This is a genomic window from Microcoleus sp. AT8-B5, assembly GCF_036705565.1.
In the GTDB taxonomy this organism is placed as follows: domain Bacteria; phylum Cyanobacteriota; class Cyanobacteriia; order Cyanobacteriales; family Microcoleaceae; genus Microcoleus.
This window is the reverse complement of record NZ_JAUBUY010000026.1, coordinates 1-18,846: the sequence shown is the minus strand read 5'-3', so window position 1 is coordinate 18,846 and position 18,846 is coordinate 1. Positions and strand designations below refer to the sequence as shown.

Genomic DNA, 18,846 nt, shown 5'->3' with positions numbered 1-18,846 from the left:
GATAATTGGTAATTGGTAATTGGTAATTGGTAGTTGGGAATTGGGTATCCGGTATCGGGTACTGGAAGTTGAAAGTTACAAGTTCAGTCCTGGACGAATAACCTAATTATTTAGGGTGCGCCGTGGGCAGCTTACGCCCATTAGGAATTGGGAATTATACCAGTTCCCAAAAGGATGCAACTCTAAAGAATATCCCAACCATTATGCAGTCATTCCCAATTTTTTAATCGAAAATCGAAAATCGAAAATCGAAAATGGTATCATCCCAAGCCCAACTCGCGCTTGAGCAAATTAATCGACTTAGATCCGATGTAATTTTCGGAGCAGATCAGTTGCGGGGGACGAATAATATCTTCTCTAGCCGCATTGATGGCAGCTTTAACTGTAGCAAAACTCGGTTGGTCGCAAAAAATTGTTCTGGCCGATCGCACGATCGAGTTAATCTTGTACTCGTCTGAAACCAAGGCCGTCATCACCAGCAAATCCTCTCCCCGGATGCTGTGGATGATGACTTCGGTCGATCGTAGCATTCCCGGACTCAGGCTAACGAGACCCAAATAACTGTCTTTCGGCAAACCCCCGACTAGCTGGATTTCCTGGCTGTAGTCATAGATGTCTACAGGAATAACTCGCACTGAACGCGGTGCCGAAATCGATTCTGCTTCTCCGATAAAATATCGACTCGTGATCACAGTTCCCGAAGAGATTTGATCCAAAAAAGTACCTAGCTGTTCCATCGGCACTAACTGTATGGGAATACGGAGAGCTTGTTCGAGTTCTTTCGCCATCAGTTCACCCACGCCGATGTCTTCTGTGGGGGCTGTGACGACCACGCGGGCGCTGCACCTGAGCCGCCAGTCAATTTCGGTCAAAAATAATTCCCTCGCTTGGTTGAGCGTACAGCCCTGTTCCAGCAGTTGATCGATACTTCCTTGTACTATTTTGTTAGCCAGGGGATATTCTTCGAGGATCGGAGATTTGAGTTTGTTGCCTACAACTTCGTTGCCTTGAGCGCGGACGTAAATGCCCGATCCTGCTTGGGCTTCTACGAGTCCGGTATTTTCGAGCTGGCGGTATACTTTGCTGATGGTGTTGCGGTGCAAACCCGTCTGCATGGCTAGCTGTCTGGTGCTGGGCAAGCGGTGTCCGGGCGGAAATTGTCGCGAGGCGATCGCAAACCTGATTTGATTGAATAGTTGGGTGGATGCTGGAATATCGCTATCGGTTTGAATATGAAATTGAACCATTATTAAAGGCTCCGACGACTTCAACTTAGTATTTTTATAAGGTCGAGTACCGCGCCTAGGATTGCTGCGATATCTCTGTCTATAGCATAATCTTATTTGGCTGCTCTGCTGCAGCCGTTCTGCCGAGCGGGCGATCGCCCCGAAGAGGCGATCGATCGCAGCCTGCAGAGTTTCCTCAACAATCAGGTACTTTCAACTCTTAGCTTTATTTACTCTAGAATTTTGAGATCGCTTACTGTTTTTCTACCCGTCAGCAAATAAGTTTGCATTTGCCCTTTACCTTTAATCTCGATCTCGCCACGATCTTCAAATTCATATTTATCCTGCAGTAAGTCATAAGTATAGTGGCTGACTTGAATGCGGCCTGTTATGCCGTGAGATTCCATGCGGCTGGCTGTATTTACCGCATTTCCCCACAAATCGTAAATGAATTTTTTAGTGCCGATTACCCCCGCTACCACCGGGCCGCTATTAATCCCGATGCGGAGGTCAAATTTCGCGTCTAGCTTCACATTTAATTTCTCAATTGCTACTAGCATATCCAGCGCCATTTCGGCGATCGCCTCTGCGTGGTCTGGACGTTCAATGGGAATACCTGCTGCTACCATGTAAGCATCCCCGATCGTCTTAATTTTTTCTAAGCCGTGCTTCTCACTCAGTCCGTCAAAACCTGAGAAAATTTCATTCAGCAAGTACACTAATTTAGTGGCAGACATGGTAGTAGAAATTTGGGTGAAATTCACCAGGTCAGCAAAAAGAATTGTTGCTTTTTCAAACTTGTCTGCAATTACCCCCGGTTCGTGCTTCAACCGAGTGACAATCGGTTCTGGCAAAATATTTAGCAGTAAACTTTCTGTTTTTTTCTGTTCTTTCATGAGTGCAGACTCCATCTGCCTGCGCTTAGTTATGTCATGAAAAAACACAGAAATGCCGTCGTGAGAAGGAAAAACTCGGACTTCCAGCCACAGTTTTAAGGGACGATAATATTTTTCAAAAGCCACCCCAATTTGTTTGGCTACAGCTTCATGATACTCTTTATAAAAATCCGAATTCGTGAATTCGGGAAACTCTTCCCAAAAATTTTTACCGTAAAGTTCTTCCGGCGATCGATTCAAAAATTGCGCTGCTTTGTAATTGACGTAAGTAAATCGCCACTGGGGATCGAAAGCAAAAAAAGCATCGCTCATTGCTTCTAAACAATTGACAATTTGCTCGTCAGTAGAGCGGAGTTTTGCTTCTACTTGTTTTTGCCTCACCTGCGCGCGCTCTAATTTAGCCAGATTAATTCGCAACTCCATTTGACTAATAATTTGCCTTCCTAAAGTCCGCAGCGCTTCTAGCTGTTCTGGGGTGAGATTACGAGGAACTGTATCTATCGCGCACAAAGTGCCGATCGGATAACCATCAGGAGTTACTAGCGGGGCTCCAGCATAAAACCGAATATTTGGATCGGAAGTTACTAGCGGATTGCCGACAAAGCGATTGTCATCTAGAGTATTGGGTACAACTAGCAATTCGTTGGGATTTAAAATAGCGTGGGCGCAAAAAGCTAACTCTCTCGGAGTTTCTGGCGCTTCCAGACCGACTTTGGATTTAAACCACTGTCGGTTAGAATCTATTAAGCTAACTAAAGCAATCGGAGTGCCGCAAATATAAGATGCTAAAGCTGTTAGATCGTCAAAAGCTGCTTCGGCTTCTGTGTCGAGAATGTTGTAGCGGTGAAGTGCTTCTAGCCTCTCTTCTTCGTTGCTGGGCAAAGGTGCAGCTTGCATCGGAGGCCGCGAGGTTATAGGTTGGCGAACAATGCGTGGAAGTATTAGTGCTACGATTTTTCTGACTTGCGAAACCAGTTTTTTAACTAATATCGAAAGATTTCTTGGCCAACCTTTATTCATTTTTATCTTTTTTCACACCTGATAAAACTGCGTATGTGCGATATAACTCGGCTCAACTTACGTATTTACCGCAACTAACTCCTCAATCTCTGGAGCTGTTGTGGGCAATTTCCCTGTCAATACTTCTCTACCCTCATCGAGGACAAGTATATCATCTTCTATGCGTATTCCGCGCACATCGGCAAAATTTTCCAACTCCTCCCAGTTCACAAAATCTTCATATTTAGCGCGATTTTCTGGGTGATTTAAGATTGCCGGAACTTGATAAAATCCCGGTTCGATCGATACTAGCATTCCCGGACGCAAAACTCGATTCAACCGCAAAAACCCCAACCCAAACCGACTGCTTCTGGTTCTTCCTTCTTCATAGCCAGCCAAATCGCCTAAATCTTCCATATCGTGAACATCCAAACCGATTAAATGTCCGATACCGTGCACAAAAAATAGCGCATGAGCATCCATGTCTACCAAATCTTCAACATTACCCCGCAAAATACCTAAATCAACTAATCCTTCCGCCATAATCCGAGCAGCTAACAGATGAATGTCTTGATATTCCACCCCCGGACTAATTTTATCAATACAAGCATCGTGCGCTGCCAAAACCACATCATAAATCGCTCTTTGAGTCGGAGAAAACTTGCCAGAAACCGGCCAAGTGCGAGTCACATCAGCCGCCCATCCCGTTGATGTTTCCGCGCCGACATCTGCTAACAGCAAATCTCCTGTTTGTAGGGGATTGTGATAATGTTCGCTGTGCAGCACTTCTCCATGCACAGTCACGATACTGGGATAGGCATAGGTCATGTTTTTGGAGATGATGACACTTTCCATTGCAGCGCGCACCCCCGCTTCAATTTGAGCATTTCGGGTTGCCACCATTCCCGCTTTGTGAGCTTCTACGGTGACAGCGGCAGCTTGACGCAATTCGGCCAAACTGGCTGCATCGTGGCTCAGGCGCAGAGATATAATTGCCTTGGTTAATTCTAGGTCAATTCCGGTTGGCGATTTGGGCGGTGCGAGAGGGCGATCGAGAATTTCACGCTGTTGCAACTGAGTCCAAGAATCCTGAATTGCGATCGTTGCTGCATTTGTAGATCGCGATTTCAATTCGGCCATTGGGAAAGCAGCATCAGCCCCAATTAGTGCGGCAATTTCTGCTCTTTTCGGCATTTCTCCGTGCCAAAGAGTGCTGCTAGCAGGTGCGTCATCTAAGAACAATTCTAATTTGCCCGATTCTAAGCGAATGGCAGCATTTTCTAAGGGCAAACCAGCAAAATATAGAAATTGACTGCTGGCACGAAAGGGATAAGTAAGTGCCGGATAATTGCGAGGAATGCTGCGCCCCGACCATAAAATTACCGGAAAATTAATTAAACTGGCCAGTTTTTGCCGCCGTTGGTGTAGAATATTAGTTAACAAATCATCACCTTGTGTAATTGTCATGGGTAAAAACCTATAATTTTGAGTTGGGTTTACAGTCAGCCACAAGTTTTTGCATTCTCAGCATTAAAGCCCTAAAATTCTGACGGTCAATTTGGCAGCCATTTTTGAGAAAATTCTCATCTGTCACTTATTTTTTGCTAGCATTTATAGGCTGTCTTTTTTATAGTCTTTGTCGTCATCGCCCGGATGATGTGGTTAAGCAGTAAGCCTGAGCCACAGGCAGGAAAACCGGCTGAAAGTGCTACTTTGTAGGAAATTAGCATAATTATCACAACACCCGCAATGAGTCAAATTCCTTGGTCTGGTTTTTGTTGATAGGGTGACGTGAGCGATATCCTCTATTGACTGTTTTATAATTTAGACTTTAAAGTATAAGTAAAATTCACTGAAAAAACATGAAAATTTCTCATAAAGCTCCTCAAACTTCTGTGCAAGTACGCGACTGGCCGATCGCACATTTACCGGGATTGAGCAAGGAAAACCAATCTCAACTGGAAGAGTGCAGCATCACCACAACCGGACAACTAATTCGCCTGACGAAAACGCAAGCGGCGAAAGTGTTGCTAGCCAATCAATTACAGATTAACATTCAATATGTTAATAAATGGGTAGCGATGGCAAATTTGGCTGGAATTCCAAGTGTAGGGTGTCAGTATTGCGGGCTGTTACTGCACGCCGGCGTTGCTTCTCCGGCTCAATTGGCTCAAATGCCCGTGGAGAGATTGCACCAACAAGTTTTAAGGCTGCACGTAGCGACAATGCAGCGCAATGACTTGACTCCTTCAGTCGATCGCGTGCAAAAATGGGTTCAACAAGCTAGATTAGTCAGTAGTCATTAGTCATTAGTCATTAGTTAGTAGTCATTATTATGTCAATTCAAGTTTACGGAATCCCCAACTGCGGAACCTGCAAAAAAGCTTTCCAGTGGCTCAAAGATAGCGATGTTAATTACGAGTTCATTAACACAAAAGAACAGCCGCCGACTCGCGAAACAATCCAAAGCTGGGTAGCTGCTTTAGGTTTTGAACCCATGCGAAATACTTCCGGTCAATCTTACCGCGCTTTGGGCGATGACAAGAAAAATTGGACTAGCGAACAGTGGGTAGATGCTTTTGCTAAGGATGCGATGCTGCTGAAACGTCCTCTTTTCGTTAAAGATGGAACGGCTGTTTTAGTAGGTTTCAAAGAAGACGTAATTCGAGAAAAATTGGAGCTTTCAAGGGGCTAAGTTCAGCCAGTTGTTCGCCGCAAAAACTTAAGTTCGCCCACATCATCCGAGAAACCCCAACGCTCGTAAAACGGCATCATGTTCGGCAAACAATTAAGATAAAAATGCTCGACAGCTTGCAATTTGGGATGAGTTAAAACTGCATCCATCAACTTCGCACCCAGTCCCATCTTTCTGTGTGTCGGCTTGATGATGACATCAAAAATCATGGCTCTGTAGACAAAATCGGTAATGACGCGGGTAATGCCAATTAGTCGATCGGTCTCATCGACAAAACCAATGGTAACATCAGTTGCCTCCAGCATTTTCACAACATCCTCCCGCGTCCGCTTGTCGCTCCAAAACTCGTTTTTGTACAAATCCATCAAGTCGGAAACCTGGCTTTCGGTCAAAGTTTCGACAATTCGGTAGTTATCCATATCTTCCCTCATAAAAATTAGAAGACTAAAGTCCTCACCACCCACCAAGTTATTATTGTTTTACTGTTACCAAGCTAGACATTGCTTCACCCCATAGCATGAAGTTTACTGCTGCACTTCCGTTTCCGGGCTTTCAAATACCACTTTTGCATAAATCTCGCTCATCGACATTTGCACTCCCAAGGAAGCAAAAGAAACTGTTGCTGTCTCTCCCTCATATTCCCGAAATAACCATTCATTTGGTTCGGTTTTAATATATTGTGCGACTAAAAACTCAGATTGATTGACTAACACATATTCACAGAATTCAGGGATAGATCGATAAAACCGAAACTTATCCTCTCGATCGAAATCCTTGGTAGACTTAGAAAGCACTTCCACGATGAGCATCGGATTGAGGATCTCATCACTGCGTCCCTCGGTAAAAACTGGCTCCCCTTCAATCACCATCACATCCGGGTAAGTTCCCCGTCGATACCGAGGAATCCACAACCGCAAATCGTTGTGAAAAAGCTCATAGGGCTGCCCCTCAAGCAAATTTCCCAAGACTCTACTCAAATTTCGGATAATCCGGCTGTGATTAATACTACCACCACTCATTTGTACAATTTCTCCATCGCGGTATTCATTTCTAAACTCAGCAGTTTCCTCTAACTCCCGGTACTCATCTGGAGTATAAAACTTTGCCTTACTTTGTACTAACATTGTTGCCTCTGTACTAACTTTTATCTGCGTTAATCTGCCTACATCTGCGGTTAAAAATCATAATTAACAGTATATCACAACAAAAAAGAAACGCCCAACTGCAAAGAGTCAGGCGTTTTCCACTATTTCAAAAACAGGAAAAATTAATCCCGGCTAGACACCAAATTAGAGTCAATTTTCGCACCCACAACAGGTTGCACCTGACTCAAAGCCGACTGCAACATGGGAGTTTTGGTAACAGCATCATTGGCCAAATTAAACAAAGGATTCGACAAAATTCCCGCCAATGTTGTCGCCACCAAAGTGAGTACAACGCTGACTTGCAAAGGCCGCATTCCCTGAAGGTTCCAGCGAACTTCGGGATAATTTTTCACCGCGTCTGACATTTCTTGAGGTTCTTTTACTACCATCATCTTGACCACGCGGATGTAGTAGTAAATCGAAACTACGCTGGTAATTAATCCCAGAATAACTAAGCCGTAAAGTCCTGCTTGCCAGCCGGCCCAGAACAGATAGATTTTGCCGAAAAATCCAGCCAGGGGCGGAATTCCACCGAGAGAAAGCAGGCAAATACTTAAGGCTAAAGTTAACAGCGGGTCTTTTTGGTACAAACCGGAGTATTCGCTAATTTGGTCGGTTCCAGTCCGCAGCGAGAACAGGATGATGCAGGCGAAAGCGCCCAAGTTCATAAACAGGTAAACCAACAGATAAAATATCATGCTGGAGTAACCGGCTTCTGTTCCTGCAATCAAACCCAGCATCACAAAACCGGCTTGGGCGATCGACGAATAAGCCAAAAGCCGCTTCATGCTAGTCTGGGCGAGGGCAACCACATTTCCTAACACCATGCTGAGAATGGCTAAGGCCGTGAACACGAAGTGCCACTGTTCGATAAGTGCGGGGAAAGCAGTTGTTAACAAGCGGATTGCTAGGGCAAAACCGGCTGCTTTGGAACCGACAGAAAGAAAGGCAACAACGGGTGTAGGAGAACCTTCGTAAACGTCTGGAGTCCATTGGTGGAAGGGAACCGCAGAGATTTTGAAGGCGATGCCGGCGATCGCAAAAACTAAAGCAATCACCAAACCGAGAGATTGACCTTCGTTCACAGTAGAAAGGTTAGCAGCGATCGCACTTAACTGAGTTTCGCCCCCCGACAATCCGTACAGCAGCGAAATCCCGTAGAGAAACACCGCCGAAGAAGAAGCCCCAATTAACAAATATTTCAAAGCAGCTTCATTGGAACGCGGGTCGCGTTTTGTGTAACCCGTCAGCAAATAAGACGAGATACTCAGAGTTTCCAACGAAATAAAAATCATCACCAATTCATCAGCGCCGCTGAGGAACATTCCCCCCAAAGTAGCGGTGAGTAAAATGCCGATGAATTCCGCTAAAGCAGTACCAGTTTGCAGTACATAGCGGACGGATATCAAAATAGTGACAGCCGCAGTCAAAGCGATAATTCCGCGAAACACTAAACTCAAGGCATCGCTGTTAAAACCGCCTAGAAACGAGATGGTATCAACGTTATCCCACTGCAAACACAAGGCAGCGACGGCGGCTAGCAAACCCGCAACGGCAACGTAGGGAGTCCAACCAGATGAACTGCGGCCTACGATTAAATCGCCGACGAGAACCACCAAGAGGGTGATGATGACAATTCCCTCTGGCAAGATAGTTCCAGCATTTAGCTGGGCAGCAAGAGTAGCAAAATCCATATTTTCAGGCAGGTTGGGTAGTACAAGCCGCAAAGGCTGTAATGGGCTGTGAACTTGTAAAAATTCTTTACCAAACACAGATTGTAGCGGATTACAGCTTCGCGATCCCAATTGGGCGGGTGTTTGTTGCCGGAGAGTTGATACTCGGTAGCGGTTTTGCATACATGGGCGGGCATTGTAGAGATTGCTGAGTGATGTCACCTGCGACTAGAGTCGCGATCGACCATAACTGCCACAATGTAGAAAGTTAAACCAATAATTCGCCATGACTGAAAGCATCGAGGATACCCGCCACGTGATTCATCCGTCCAGAAATAAAAAACCTGTATCCGATAAAGGATCCCCCGAATTTATCTCGCACAAGTCAATGCTTCAATTCTAAAATCGAAAATCGAAAATCGAAAATCGATTGACTGACTCGCTAAGTGCCTACAAACCGCAGATTATCAATGACTTCAACAACCGCCCCGACTAGGAAAATGAATTTCACAAACAAGCTGCAACTCGGTTAGTAGAATTGGTCAAAGTGCGATCGGGCAAGCTTGTTCTAGATATCGCCGCCGGAACAAGTTTAGTGGCTATTGCGGAAGATGCACTTAGGTCGATCGGGATCAAGAAAATATGAGTCGGCTTTTTTACACCAAGAATCCTCTAGCTAGTATGTCTAAATTACTCAATTACATCTGTATATTTATTACCTGCTGGCTGCTGTTTGCTTGTCAGTCTTCGGCACCTCTAAAAGTAAAACCTCCTGCCCTAAAAGTATCTTGTGTTCCTTTTGTTGGCTATACACCTCTGATCATTGCTCAAGAGAAAGGATTCTTCAAAGCGCAAGGGGTAGACGTGGAACTCAGCTATATAAAGCACTCACAATTGCTTTTCGCGGATTTCAGTGCAGGGAAGTATGATGCGATCGCATTGACCTTGGGCGATTTTGTGATTTTGAGTGCCACATATCCTGATATGCAAGCTGTGATGGTTGTGGATGAATCGACAGGGGCAGATGTGGTAGTCGCGCAATCGGATATTAAAACAATCCCTAACTTGAAAGGAAAAAAGCTTGGTGCAACTCTAGGCGACTTTAGCGAGGTTTTCGTTACTGAGATGTTGAAAACCTCTAAGCTGACAAGCGATGATGTTAGACTGGTTAAAGTCGAGACTTTTGAAGTTCCCAATCGCTTACAAAACAATGCTATCCAAGCAGGACACACTTGGGAACCCTATCTTTCTGAAGCATTAAAATTAGGGGCGCATATCCTGTTTACAAGCAAACAAACCCCAGGCTTAATTTTGGATTTAATCGCGTTTCGGGGTGAGGTGATACGCGATCGCCCCGAAGATATTCGCGCCTTTGTGCGAGGCTGGCTTCAAGGCTTGTCATATTGGGAAGCAAATATTACCGAAGGAAAGGAGATCGTCAGCAAAGCATTGAATATGCCCATCAATACCATTTCTTTCGACGGAATAGACTTTACTGACTTTGCAGACAATCAAAATTTATTTCAATCAAACAGTCATAATTATATCTACAAAACTGCCAAAAAATATACGGACTTTTTTATTCGCGCTGGCAATGTGACGCGCCTTCCCAATCTAGAAACCTTGTTCAATTCTTCTTTCTTAACCCCCCCCTCCTAGTCTCAAACCATGAAGCGATTGTTTTTCAACAGCATTCGTACAAAGTTAATCGTGTCGTTTCTCGTCGTTGCTCTGATTCCGTTGCTGTTGCTAGCATTTGTCAACAAGCAGACAACTGAAAAGGCATTGACCGACAACGCACGACAAGCGCTATCTGCGGCGGCTAACGAAACCGCTTACAGAATAGATGGGTTTATCGATGGGAATCTCAATGCCGTGCGCGTAGAAGCGATTTTACCAGGTTTGGCTGCCTATCTGGGCATACCTCCAGAACGGCGAAATGGTAGTCCCCAAGAGATGTTAGCGACTGAAACCTTAACCAGGCTCAGTCGCAAAGATACGCTTAATATTATCTCCTATGCCTTGCTCAACTTAAAGGGACGGAATGTACTCGATACGAATACACTGGATGTGGGACGAGATGAATCCGGTCAAGATTACTTCCAAGAACCGCTCAAAACTCAACTATCTTTTGTTTCTAGCATTAGGCAATCGCCGACAATTCCCAACCTCGTTACGCTCTTCTTTAGCAGTCCTGTTCGCGATGCGAAGGGAAATATATTGGGTGTATTGCGGGTGACATACAATGCCACATCTGTCCAGCAGTTGGTGAGTCGGAAAACTGAACGTGCAGGTGCGAAATCGTTAGCCGTTCTTTTAGATGAGAACTATATCCATCTGGCACATAGCACTACACCGGAACTCCTTTTCAAATCAATTGTACCTTTGTCACCCAATGTTGTAGTGAAACTGCAACGCGAAGGGCGTTTGCCTAAAAATATAACGGAAGAACTTGCAATCAATTTGCCCGACATCAAGCAGGCTTTAGACACTAAACAGCCTTATCTAATCACACGATTGACAGCTACGGGTAATAATGAGTTAAGCCTCTTAGCGATCGCCCGCCTGCAATATCAACCTTGGTCAGTTCTTTTCGCACAACCCATTGCCGTTGCCCTAGCACCTGTAGAAAAACAAATACAGGATGCACTTCTTTTATTAGCAATCATCGCCACAATTGTAACTATCATCGCTTTGGCGATCGCACAACTATTAACCAAGCCTCTGATTTACCTCACCCAAGCGGTTGCCCAGTTTACGGCGGGTCACTTAGATATGCGTGTGAAGATGGGATCGCGAGACGAAATTGGTCTGCTAGCACGATCCTTCAACAGCATGGCGAGGCAAATTCAAGAATCATTTGAAACCCTCGAAGACAAAGTTAAAGAACGAACATCAGAACTCGCTAATGCTAATCAGGAAATCATGACCCTCAACGAAAAACTCAAAGTAGACAACCTCCGTTTAGGTGCAGAAGTGAATGTGGCGCGTCAGATCCAGCAAATGATTTTGCCTAACCCTCATGAACTGGAAATTGAGGGACTAGATATCGCCGGATACATGGAACCCGCCGATGAAGTAGGAGGGGACTACTACGACGTGCTACAGATCGATGGTGTTGTCACACTGGCGATCGGTGATGTCACCGGACATGGCCTGGAAAGCGGCATTCTAATGCTGATGGCGCAAACCTCAGTTCGCACCCTGCAAGAGATTCGTGGACTAGATCCAGTTCGATTCCTGGATGTACTCAACCGTACCCTCTACAAAAACGTGCAGCGCATGAATTCTGAGAAAAGTCTGACGCTGGCGATTTTGAACTACTCCGAAGGACGGATCAGCATCAGCGGTCAGCATGAAGAAACGCTAGTGGTGCGAAAAAATGGAGATGTTGAGCGCATCGACACGATGGAGTTAGGCTTCCCGATCGCTTTAGATGATGATATCGCAGACTTCATCAGTCACGTCCTGATTGAGCTAGAACCTGGAGATGGCGTGGTGCTTTATACTGATGGGATTCCAGAAGCCTATAACATCCGCAAAAAGCAGTATGGACTAAAGCAATTGTGTCAAGTAATTAGTCAAAATTGGCACAAGTCTGCAGCAGGAGTTAAGGATGCGGTGATTGTAGATGTGCGGCAACATATTGGTAAGCAGAAAGTGTTTGATGATATTACGTTGCTAGTCTTTAAGCGGCAGGCTGAGGTTACTGAAAATGGAAATTTAGTTAATAATAATATTATATAGCACGTCTATTTGAGTCGTGAATGTAGAACAACCTGAAACGCTTGTGATGATTGAATCAATTGTTTACAAATCAAATGGTTTTGCTATACCCAATAAAATCCTAAAATGAAGAACCTAGTTTGAGGAATAATTTATGAAAGTAAACTACTAAGAAAGAATGGATTTAATAGCATACGAGTTAAAAATAATTTAGTCAGAGCAGGGAACTCTACCTAATAAATAAAAAATTCAGGCACTTTATTGGTTAAAGACTGGAGCGATTAAAAGCCTTACAGATGTAGCTGAACGTTTAGGTGTACATAGAATTACTGTACATAGATGCTTAAAACAATATAGTGCTCGCGGTCTGTCAGATCGGCGATCCCAAATAATAAAAAGTTAGGCACACTATGTATTAGCCTTAATCTATCTTACGTTTTTTAGGTAGCTACTTAGAAGATGGTTTGGGAACTGCAACGGTGGTAACACGGACATTCGGATCGAGGGCGTCACCTTGAGAGTAAATATAATCAAATGCCGATCGATCTTTAAGCATATGTGCCCGCAAAAATAGCGCGCTCCAACGGGCGATCGTTTCAATACCCACGGCTCGCTCTAAGGTAGCAGTATTGCGATCGGGCATCGCACCAGCGGGGTTATTAACATCGGTAATGCCGAAGTGATTTGCACCCATAACAGTAATCAAAGCTTTGGGTGGTGTTTGAATTTGGTCAAAAGTGCTTTGAGCTCGATCGGGCAGGGCGACACCATCGATAGATCCTTGAATCAACGCCACTGCAATGCCATCATTAGCGATGGGTACAAATTCATTAGCAATAGGATTCCGCAAGTTAGCTCCAAAAAATGCAGCAGCTAATAGTTCTTTCGGGCGCGTAAATGGCTCTTGACACAAATACAATTCTGGGAGACATTTGTTAGCAATCACCGATAACCCCACTGCACCACCAAAAGAATGACCCAATAAACCAAGGCGCTGCGTATCGATAACAGACGCGATCGGAGATGTGGGCTTTGTATTTTCGATCGCCATTTGAGACAAAACCGCCCCAATTTGGGAAGTTTCCGACGCCAAATTAGGCGGTGAAGTGGGATTGAAGGGCGAAGGCCGCAAATGGTTCGGAACAACCACCACAAAGCCGTACCGTGCCACATGGCTAGCGTAATCTGAATAAAATGATTTATCTACAAGCGCACCTTGCAATAAAAGCACAATGGGAAAAGAGTAATTACCAGAATTAAGATCGGATGGTTTAGGATAATAAATATCAACTAAATCGTTATTACCCGATATAGTCGTACTGTAAAAGCTAGTCTCTTTAAATGGCGGTCTATCATCGATTATTGTCGCAAAAACTTTGCCACCAATGACAACAAACGCAGCAATTACACAAATAATTGCTAGAGTTTTTACTGAAAAAAAATCATGGTTTAAATTCATCATTATTTTGGGTTTGAGAGTGCGTGCATCAGCTACTAAAAAAAAGCAAGTTGGCGACTTGCCATTAAGGGAAATTTGTGTAAAAATTGCCAATCAAATGATATCATGTCCCCTCGATCGCAATTTGTGTAGGGGCGGGTTCACCCACAATACCTGCCAATAATTGACAATCTCAAAAACCCGCCCCGACCGGGATAGTATGGTTAATCGATCGAACATGATATGACTCCTAAATAAACACGATTCCCGATCTTACACCATTTTTGAATACTTGAAGTTTAGTGTGGCTTATAGCCCGACCAAATCCTCTTTATAAAAACCTTTTCTAGAGTGGTAAATCGGAATTTCGATTGCCAATGTCGCCCCTTGATCCGGTATCGAAAAACAACTCAGTTGTCCCCCGTGGTCGTCCACTACAATAGTATAGCTAATCGATAACCCCAAACCCTTCCCTGTTCCCACTGTCTTCGTTGTAAAAAATGGCTCAAATATGCGTTGTTGAATCTCTTCGGTTATGCCGAGGCCATTATCAGTAATATAAATACCCACTTGAAAGTCGGAGAGTAACTTCGTGCAAATAGTAATAGTAGGGATCGAGCTGCTATCATCTACATCATTTGCCCAACGTTTTGGGGATTGCAACGCTTCAATCGCATTAGTCAGAACATTCATAAAAACCTGATTCATTTGCCCCGCGTAGCATTCTATCTTTGGCAGATTATCATACTCTTTTACCACTTTAATTATCGTTTGCTGTGCTTCATCTTTCAGCCGATGCTGCAAAATCATCAGCGTACTCTCAATTCCTTCATGGATATCCACCGCTTTTAACTCAGCTTCATCGAGTCGGGAAAAATTCCGCAGCGATTGCACTATTTCTCCAATTCGATCAGCTCCTATGCTCATAGAAGCAATTAGCTTCGGCAAGTCATTCCTGAGAAAAGCGAAATCGATTGCCTCCAGTTGTTCCTGGATAGCTGCTGTGGGATTGGGGAAATCTTCTGTGTAAAGTTGCACCAGCCTCAGCAAATCTTCAGTGTACTCCCTTACGGGCGAGAGGTTCCCTTTAATGAAACTAATCGGATTGTTAATTTCGTGAGCTACCCCCGCTACGACATTCCCTAAACTTGACATTTTCTCGCTTTGGATGAGCTGAGCTTGTGCATTTTGTAACTGTTGTAGAGCCAGCTCTAGTTGTTGGGATTTATTCCGCTCTTTAGCCTCAGACTCCTGCAATCGCGCATTTTGCTCGTGCATTTTTTTTTGCAAACGCTGAATAGTTAGTTGATTTTCGACACGAGCTAAAACTTCTTCTAAATGAAATGGCTTGGTGATGTAGTCTACTCCTCCTACAGCAAATGCTTTGACTTTATCCAACACTCGATCTAGGGCGCTCAAGAAAATAACTGGAATACCCGAAGTTCTGGCATCCGCTTTTAAATGTTGGCAAACTTCGTAGCCGTTCATCTGGGGCATAGAGATGTCGAGCAAAATCAAATCTGGTGGGGTAGAACGCGCTGCTTTTAATGCCATTTCCCCGTTTATTACGCCCCTAACTTTATATCCTTTGTCCCTCAGCATAGTCGATAAAAGACGCAGGTTGTCGGGGGTATCGTCAACCACTAAAAGATTGGCAACATGAGATGCTAATGGCTGGCTGTTCATGGGATAATTTGTTCGGTTAAGTCAGTAATTTTATCAAATCGAAAGTTGTTAGCCCAATCAGCGATGGTCTCCGGGAAAGACTTATTATATTCGGGGATTGTGGCGACTAAACTTAAAATCAGGTCGGCATCAGCATCGATAGCTGCTTGATGTAACTGTATCACCCACTCAGCAGGCATTTTCGCCAAAGTTGTCCTTAAATTTTCAGTTTTTTCCTCTGCTTTTACACTCAGGTCTTGACCCTCAAGCTGAGATAATGTAAAGTTCGGTAAATCTTCATAAATATACTGTACCCCTAAATGTTCAGCCATTTTGGCAAAAATCACTTCTTCTTGAAAAGGCTTGCTCACAAAATCGTCACAGCCTGATGATAAAACAATGGCTCGCTCTTCCTCAAAAGCGCTAGCGGTCAACGCAACAATTGGGGTAGCCTCATCTTGAATCTTGGCTTTAATTTGTCTGGTAGCCTCATACCCGTCTATCACAGGCATTTGCATATCCATCCAAATTAGGTGAGGTTTCCAAGTTTCCCAGATTCTAATAGCTTCTTGACCATTTACTGCTTCGCGCACCTCCAAGCCAAGCGGTTCGAGAAGATGAACCAATAGCAAACGGCTTTCCCATTTATCATCAACCACCAAGATGCGATATGAGGGTTGGTTGGGTTGTAAACCAATTACCCGCCTTCTTGATTGTCGAGGTTGAACTTCAGCCATCTCTGGGGAACTAATTTGGATATCAAAACTAAAAATTGTTCCTCGATGCAAGGTACTGCTGACGGTAATGTCTCCTCCCATCAGTTGTACGAATTGTCGGCTGATTGGTAAACCCAAGCCTGTTCCTTCTTGAGATTTCCGACCTGCGTCAGTTTGCACAAAAGCCTTAAATAAAGAATCTAGCTCAGTAGGAGCAATGCCGTAACCAGTGTCTTCCACTTCAAACGTAATAGTCCGTGGTTCGTTGTCTGTTGGGGACTTTTGTTTCGCACTAATTGCTGCTACCCTAAGCGTCACACTTCCCTTGCTCGTAAACTTTATCGCATTTCCTAGCAGATTAATCAATACTTGACGCAATTTACTTTCGTCAGTTTTTACATACTGAGGAATGTTAGAATCGATGTGCCAACTGAGCTGTAAATCTTTAGAATCCGCTTTAATTTTGAGCATTTCTTCGAGAGAATGGAGCAAATGATACAGGTCAAAGCTAGTAGGATTTAAGGTAATCCGACCTGCCTCTATTTTAGACATTTCCAGCACGTCATTAATCAGCGTCAGCAAATGCTCGCCAGAACGACTAATGATGCCTATCTGTCCCTGCTGTATCTGAGAAAGGGATGAGTCGCGCGCCAGCACTTGGGTAAAGCCGAGAATTGCATTGAGGGGAGTTCGCAATTCGTGACTCATTTTTGATAAAAATTCGCTTTTAGCCTTGTTAGCCGCATCTGCAACTTCTTTGGATTTTTGTAAGGCTGCCTCTGCTTTTTTACTTTCCGTAATATCGCTAGCTGTGCCAGTTATTCCGAGAATTTTTCCCTCGGAATCCCGCAATACAAGTGAATTAAACCGGAGATTGATAGGTCTACTATCTTTAGCTAATTGTATAGTTTCATACTGAAATACAGACTCTCCATTCAGCATACGTTGGAATATCTTTTTATCTTTTGGAAGTTGTTCAGGTAGCTGAAAATCACTAAATTTTCGCCCTATCATTTCTTTAGGCAAGTAGCCAAATATATGTTTTACAGCAGCGTTGACGAAGGTATAACGCCCTTCGATATCAAGTGACCAAATCATATCCTGCGATGTTTCAACTAAGTCACGGTATTTAGCCTCGCTTTCTTTGAGCGCTTCTTCTACCCTTTGACGCTCGGTAATGTCGTTAGTGACTAACAGAATACACGCTTCTCCACCCAGCTCAATAATATCTGCTGATACCAGCATCTTCCTCACCTCGCCTGATGAAGTACGACAATCGAATTCCTGATTGCGAACCACTCCTGATTCTTGCAAGAGCTGTCTGTATCTGTCACATTCTTCTAAATTACCCCAAAAATTCAAATCAATTGCTGTAAAACCAATTACCTGTTCGCGAGAGTAGCTAAAAGTGCTGAGGAAACTGTCGTTCACTTCGATGTAGCGTCCATCTGCAAATCGGGCGATCGCGATCGGGTTAGGACTGGAACGAAAGGCTTTAGAAAACTTTTCCTCAGACTTGCCCAAGGCTCTTTCTGTCTGCATCCTAACAGCGATTTCCTGTTGCAATTCTTGCGTTCTTTCTATAACCTTACGTTCCAGCGTTCGCGAGTATTCCCCTAATCGATCGTAAAGCTGAGCATTCTCAATGGAAATAGCAATTTGGGCAGATAAAAGTTTTAACAACTCAAGCCGATCCGTAGTAAAAGCCCCTTCAGTCAGATTATTTTCCAAATAAAGAAGGCCAGTCAACTTACCTTGGTGCAGCAGAGGAGTGCAAAGAATAGACTTCGGTTGAGTAGCTGCAATATAAGGATCGCGAGTAAATTGTCCCTCTTGAGCCGCATTATTTAACACCACATTTTCCTGAGTGCGAATCACATAATTGGCGATCGCACAAGCAAGCAAAGGAGAACCCCCAGAAGCTGCTATCGGATTGAGAGGAAGCGATTGCAACACACTAACTTCATCCTCCTGCACCGAACCTTCCGCCTCAAGGGTCCAGTTTCCCGCTTTTTCTAAAATCAAAAAACCTTTTTGCGCCCCCGCATTCTCGATCGCAATTTTCATCAATCTTTCCAGCAACCTACTCAAAACAATTTCACCCGAAATCGCGAAAGAAGCTTTCATCACCGTAGTTAAATCTAGCGTCTCACCCAAATTGCTGCTAGTAGTCGCCGTCGTTGTGCGGTTTTTTGTTTGAGTAGTTGTCTTCCCTGAACTTCTGGCAATTAACTGAGGAAACTTCTCCTCCAAACTCTCAACTTTACGTTTAGCACCCCAATATTGATAGCCATAGTGAGCCTTAGTCAAATAGATTTGGGCAAATTCTTCTTTCTCCTTCCCCAACCAGAACTTAGCAGCCAATTCCGCCGCCAGCGCTTCATTCTGAATAAAATCATGCTCTCTAGCCTCAGCAATCGCGCGATCGTACAAATCCATCGCCGACAAATCAAAACCTGAAATTCTCGCCATTTCTGCCGCCACCAGCGAGAACTTATGTGCAAAACTTTCCGAGCAATTATCCGCCCAAACTTTAATTTGCTTCTGATTAGCTTCTAATTGCAGCCAGTAATCTTGTCGCTCCAATTCAGAAACCTCTGAATACAGAGCCGTTAAAATCAGACAACGGTAAAAATAATGGTGAGCACTAGAAATATGACCCATCAA

General features: G+C 44.1%; 15 protein-coding genes. 5 read left to right on the top strand and 10 right to left on the bottom strand.

Features of this window, described 5'->3' with window-relative positions; translation table 11 throughout:
* Positions 1-260: 260 nt before the first annotated feature.
* The 3 genes from QUB39_RS18255 to QUB39_RS18245 form a co-directional block, all read right to left on the bottom strand.
* Positions 261-1,247 (bottom strand): GntR family transcriptional regulator, encoded by a 987-nt coding sequence (locus QUB39_RS18255; protein WP_333053807.1) that lies wholly within the window; start codon positions 1,245-1,247, stop codon positions 261-263.
* 209 nt (positions 1,248-1,456) lie between these two features.
* The gene (locus QUB39_RS18250; RefSeq protein ID WP_333240572.1) at positions 1,457-3,142 is read right to left on the bottom strand and encodes an adenylate/guanylate cyclase domain-containing protein; all 1,686 of its coding nucleotides are present in this window, start codon (positions 3,140-3,142) and stop codon (positions 1,457-1,459) included.
* Between the two features lie 57 nt (positions 3,143-3,199).
* Positions 3,200-4,588, bottom strand: coding sequence for an aminopeptidase P family protein (locus tag QUB39_RS18245; protein ID WP_333210338.1), 1,389 nt, complete (start codon positions 4,586-4,588; stop codon positions 3,200-3,202).
* Positions 4,589-4,983: 395 nt separating this feature from the next.
* Here QUB39_RS18245 and QUB39_RS18240 point away from each other — a divergent pair, with 395 nt between their 5' ends.
* Both QUB39_RS18240 and QUB39_RS18235 read left to right on the top strand, forming a co-directional pair.
* Positions 4,984-5,427, top strand: a complete 444-nt coding sequence (locus QUB39_RS18240) for a DUF4332 domain-containing protein (RefSeq protein WP_333053804.1) — start codon at positions 4,984-4,986, stop codon at positions 5,425-5,427.
* A 29-nt stretch (positions 5,428-5,456) separates the two neighbouring features.
* Complete coding sequence (locus QUB39_RS18235; protein ID WP_333053803.1) at positions 5,457-5,816, top strand: Spx/MgsR family RNA polymerase-binding regulatory protein; 360 nt, start codon at positions 5,457-5,459, stop codon at positions 5,814-5,816.
* 2 nt (positions 5,817-5,818) lie between these two features.
* On the opposite strand, the gene QUB39_RS18230 is transcribed toward QUB39_RS18235, so the two are convergent.
* The 3 genes from QUB39_RS18230 to QUB39_RS18220 all read right to left on the bottom strand — a co-directional run bounded on the left by QUB39_RS18230 (position 5,819) and on the right by QUB39_RS18220 (position 8,655).
* Positions 5,819-6,235 (bottom strand): GNAT family N-acetyltransferase, encoded by a 417-nt coding sequence (locus QUB39_RS18230; protein ID WP_333053802.1) that lies wholly within the window; start codon positions 6,233-6,235, stop codon positions 5,819-5,821.
* Between the two features lie 105 nt (positions 6,236-6,340).
* Complete coding sequence (locus QUB39_RS18225; protein WP_333053801.1) at positions 6,341-6,940, bottom strand: Uma2 family endonuclease; 600 nt, start codon at positions 6,938-6,940, stop codon at positions 6,341-6,343.
* Positions 6,941-7,083: 143 nt separating this feature from the next.
* On the bottom strand, positions 7,084-8,655 hold the full coding sequence (locus QUB39_RS18220; RefSeq protein ID WP_333210348.1) for an NAD(P)H-quinone oxidoreductase subunit N: 1,572 nt from the start codon (positions 8,653-8,655) through the stop codon (positions 7,084-7,086).
* Positions 8,656-9,315: 660 nt separating this feature from the next.
* On the opposite strand from QUB39_RS18220, the gene QUB39_RS18215 reads away from it, so the two are divergent.
* The 3 genes from QUB39_RS18215 (at position 9,316) to QUB39_RS18205 (ending at position 12,763) form a co-directional block, all read left to right on the top strand.
* A complete protein-coding gene (locus QUB39_RS18215) occupies positions 9,316-10,293 on the top strand; it encodes an ABC transporter substrate-binding protein (protein ID WP_333053799.1) in 978 nt (325 codons plus the stop codon).
* A gap of 9 nt (positions 10,294-10,302) precedes the next feature.
* On the top strand, positions 10,303-12,381 hold the full coding sequence (locus QUB39_RS18210; RefSeq protein ID WP_333053798.1) for a SpoIIE family protein phosphatase: 2,079 nt from the start codon (positions 10,303-10,305) through the stop codon (positions 12,379-12,381).
* Between the two features lie 226 nt (positions 12,382-12,607).
* Positions 12,608-12,763, top strand: coding sequence for a helix-turn-helix domain-containing protein (locus tag QUB39_RS18205; RefSeq protein ID WP_333053959.1), 156 nt, complete (start codon positions 12,608-12,610; stop codon positions 12,761-12,763).
* Positions 12,764-12,808: 45 nt separating this feature from the next.
* On the opposite strand, the gene QUB39_RS18200 is transcribed toward QUB39_RS18205, so the two are convergent.
* The 4 genes from QUB39_RS18200 to QUB39_RS18185 all read right to left on the bottom strand — a co-directional run.
* A complete protein-coding gene (locus QUB39_RS18200) occupies positions 12,809-13,822 on the bottom strand; it encodes a poly(ethylene terephthalate) hydrolase family protein (protein WP_333210341.1) in 1,014 nt (337 codons plus the stop codon).
* A 90-nt stretch (positions 13,823-13,912) separates the two neighbouring features.
* Complete coding sequence (locus tag QUB39_RS18195) at positions 13,913-14,038, bottom strand: hypothetical protein (protein ID WP_333485124.1); 126 nt, start codon at positions 14,036-14,038, stop codon at positions 13,913-13,915.
* Positions 14,039-14,107: 69 nt separating this feature from the next.
* On the bottom strand, positions 14,108-15,484 hold the full coding sequence (locus QUB39_RS18190) for a response regulator (RefSeq protein WP_333210343.1): 1,377 nt from the start codon (positions 15,482-15,484) through the stop codon (positions 14,108-14,110).
* A partial coding sequence (locus QUB39_RS18185) for a PAS domain S-box protein (RefSeq protein ID WP_333210345.1) occupies positions 15,481-18,846 on the bottom strand: 3,366 nt, incomplete at its 5' end. The genes QUB39_RS18190 and QUB39_RS18185, both read right to left, overlap by 4 nt.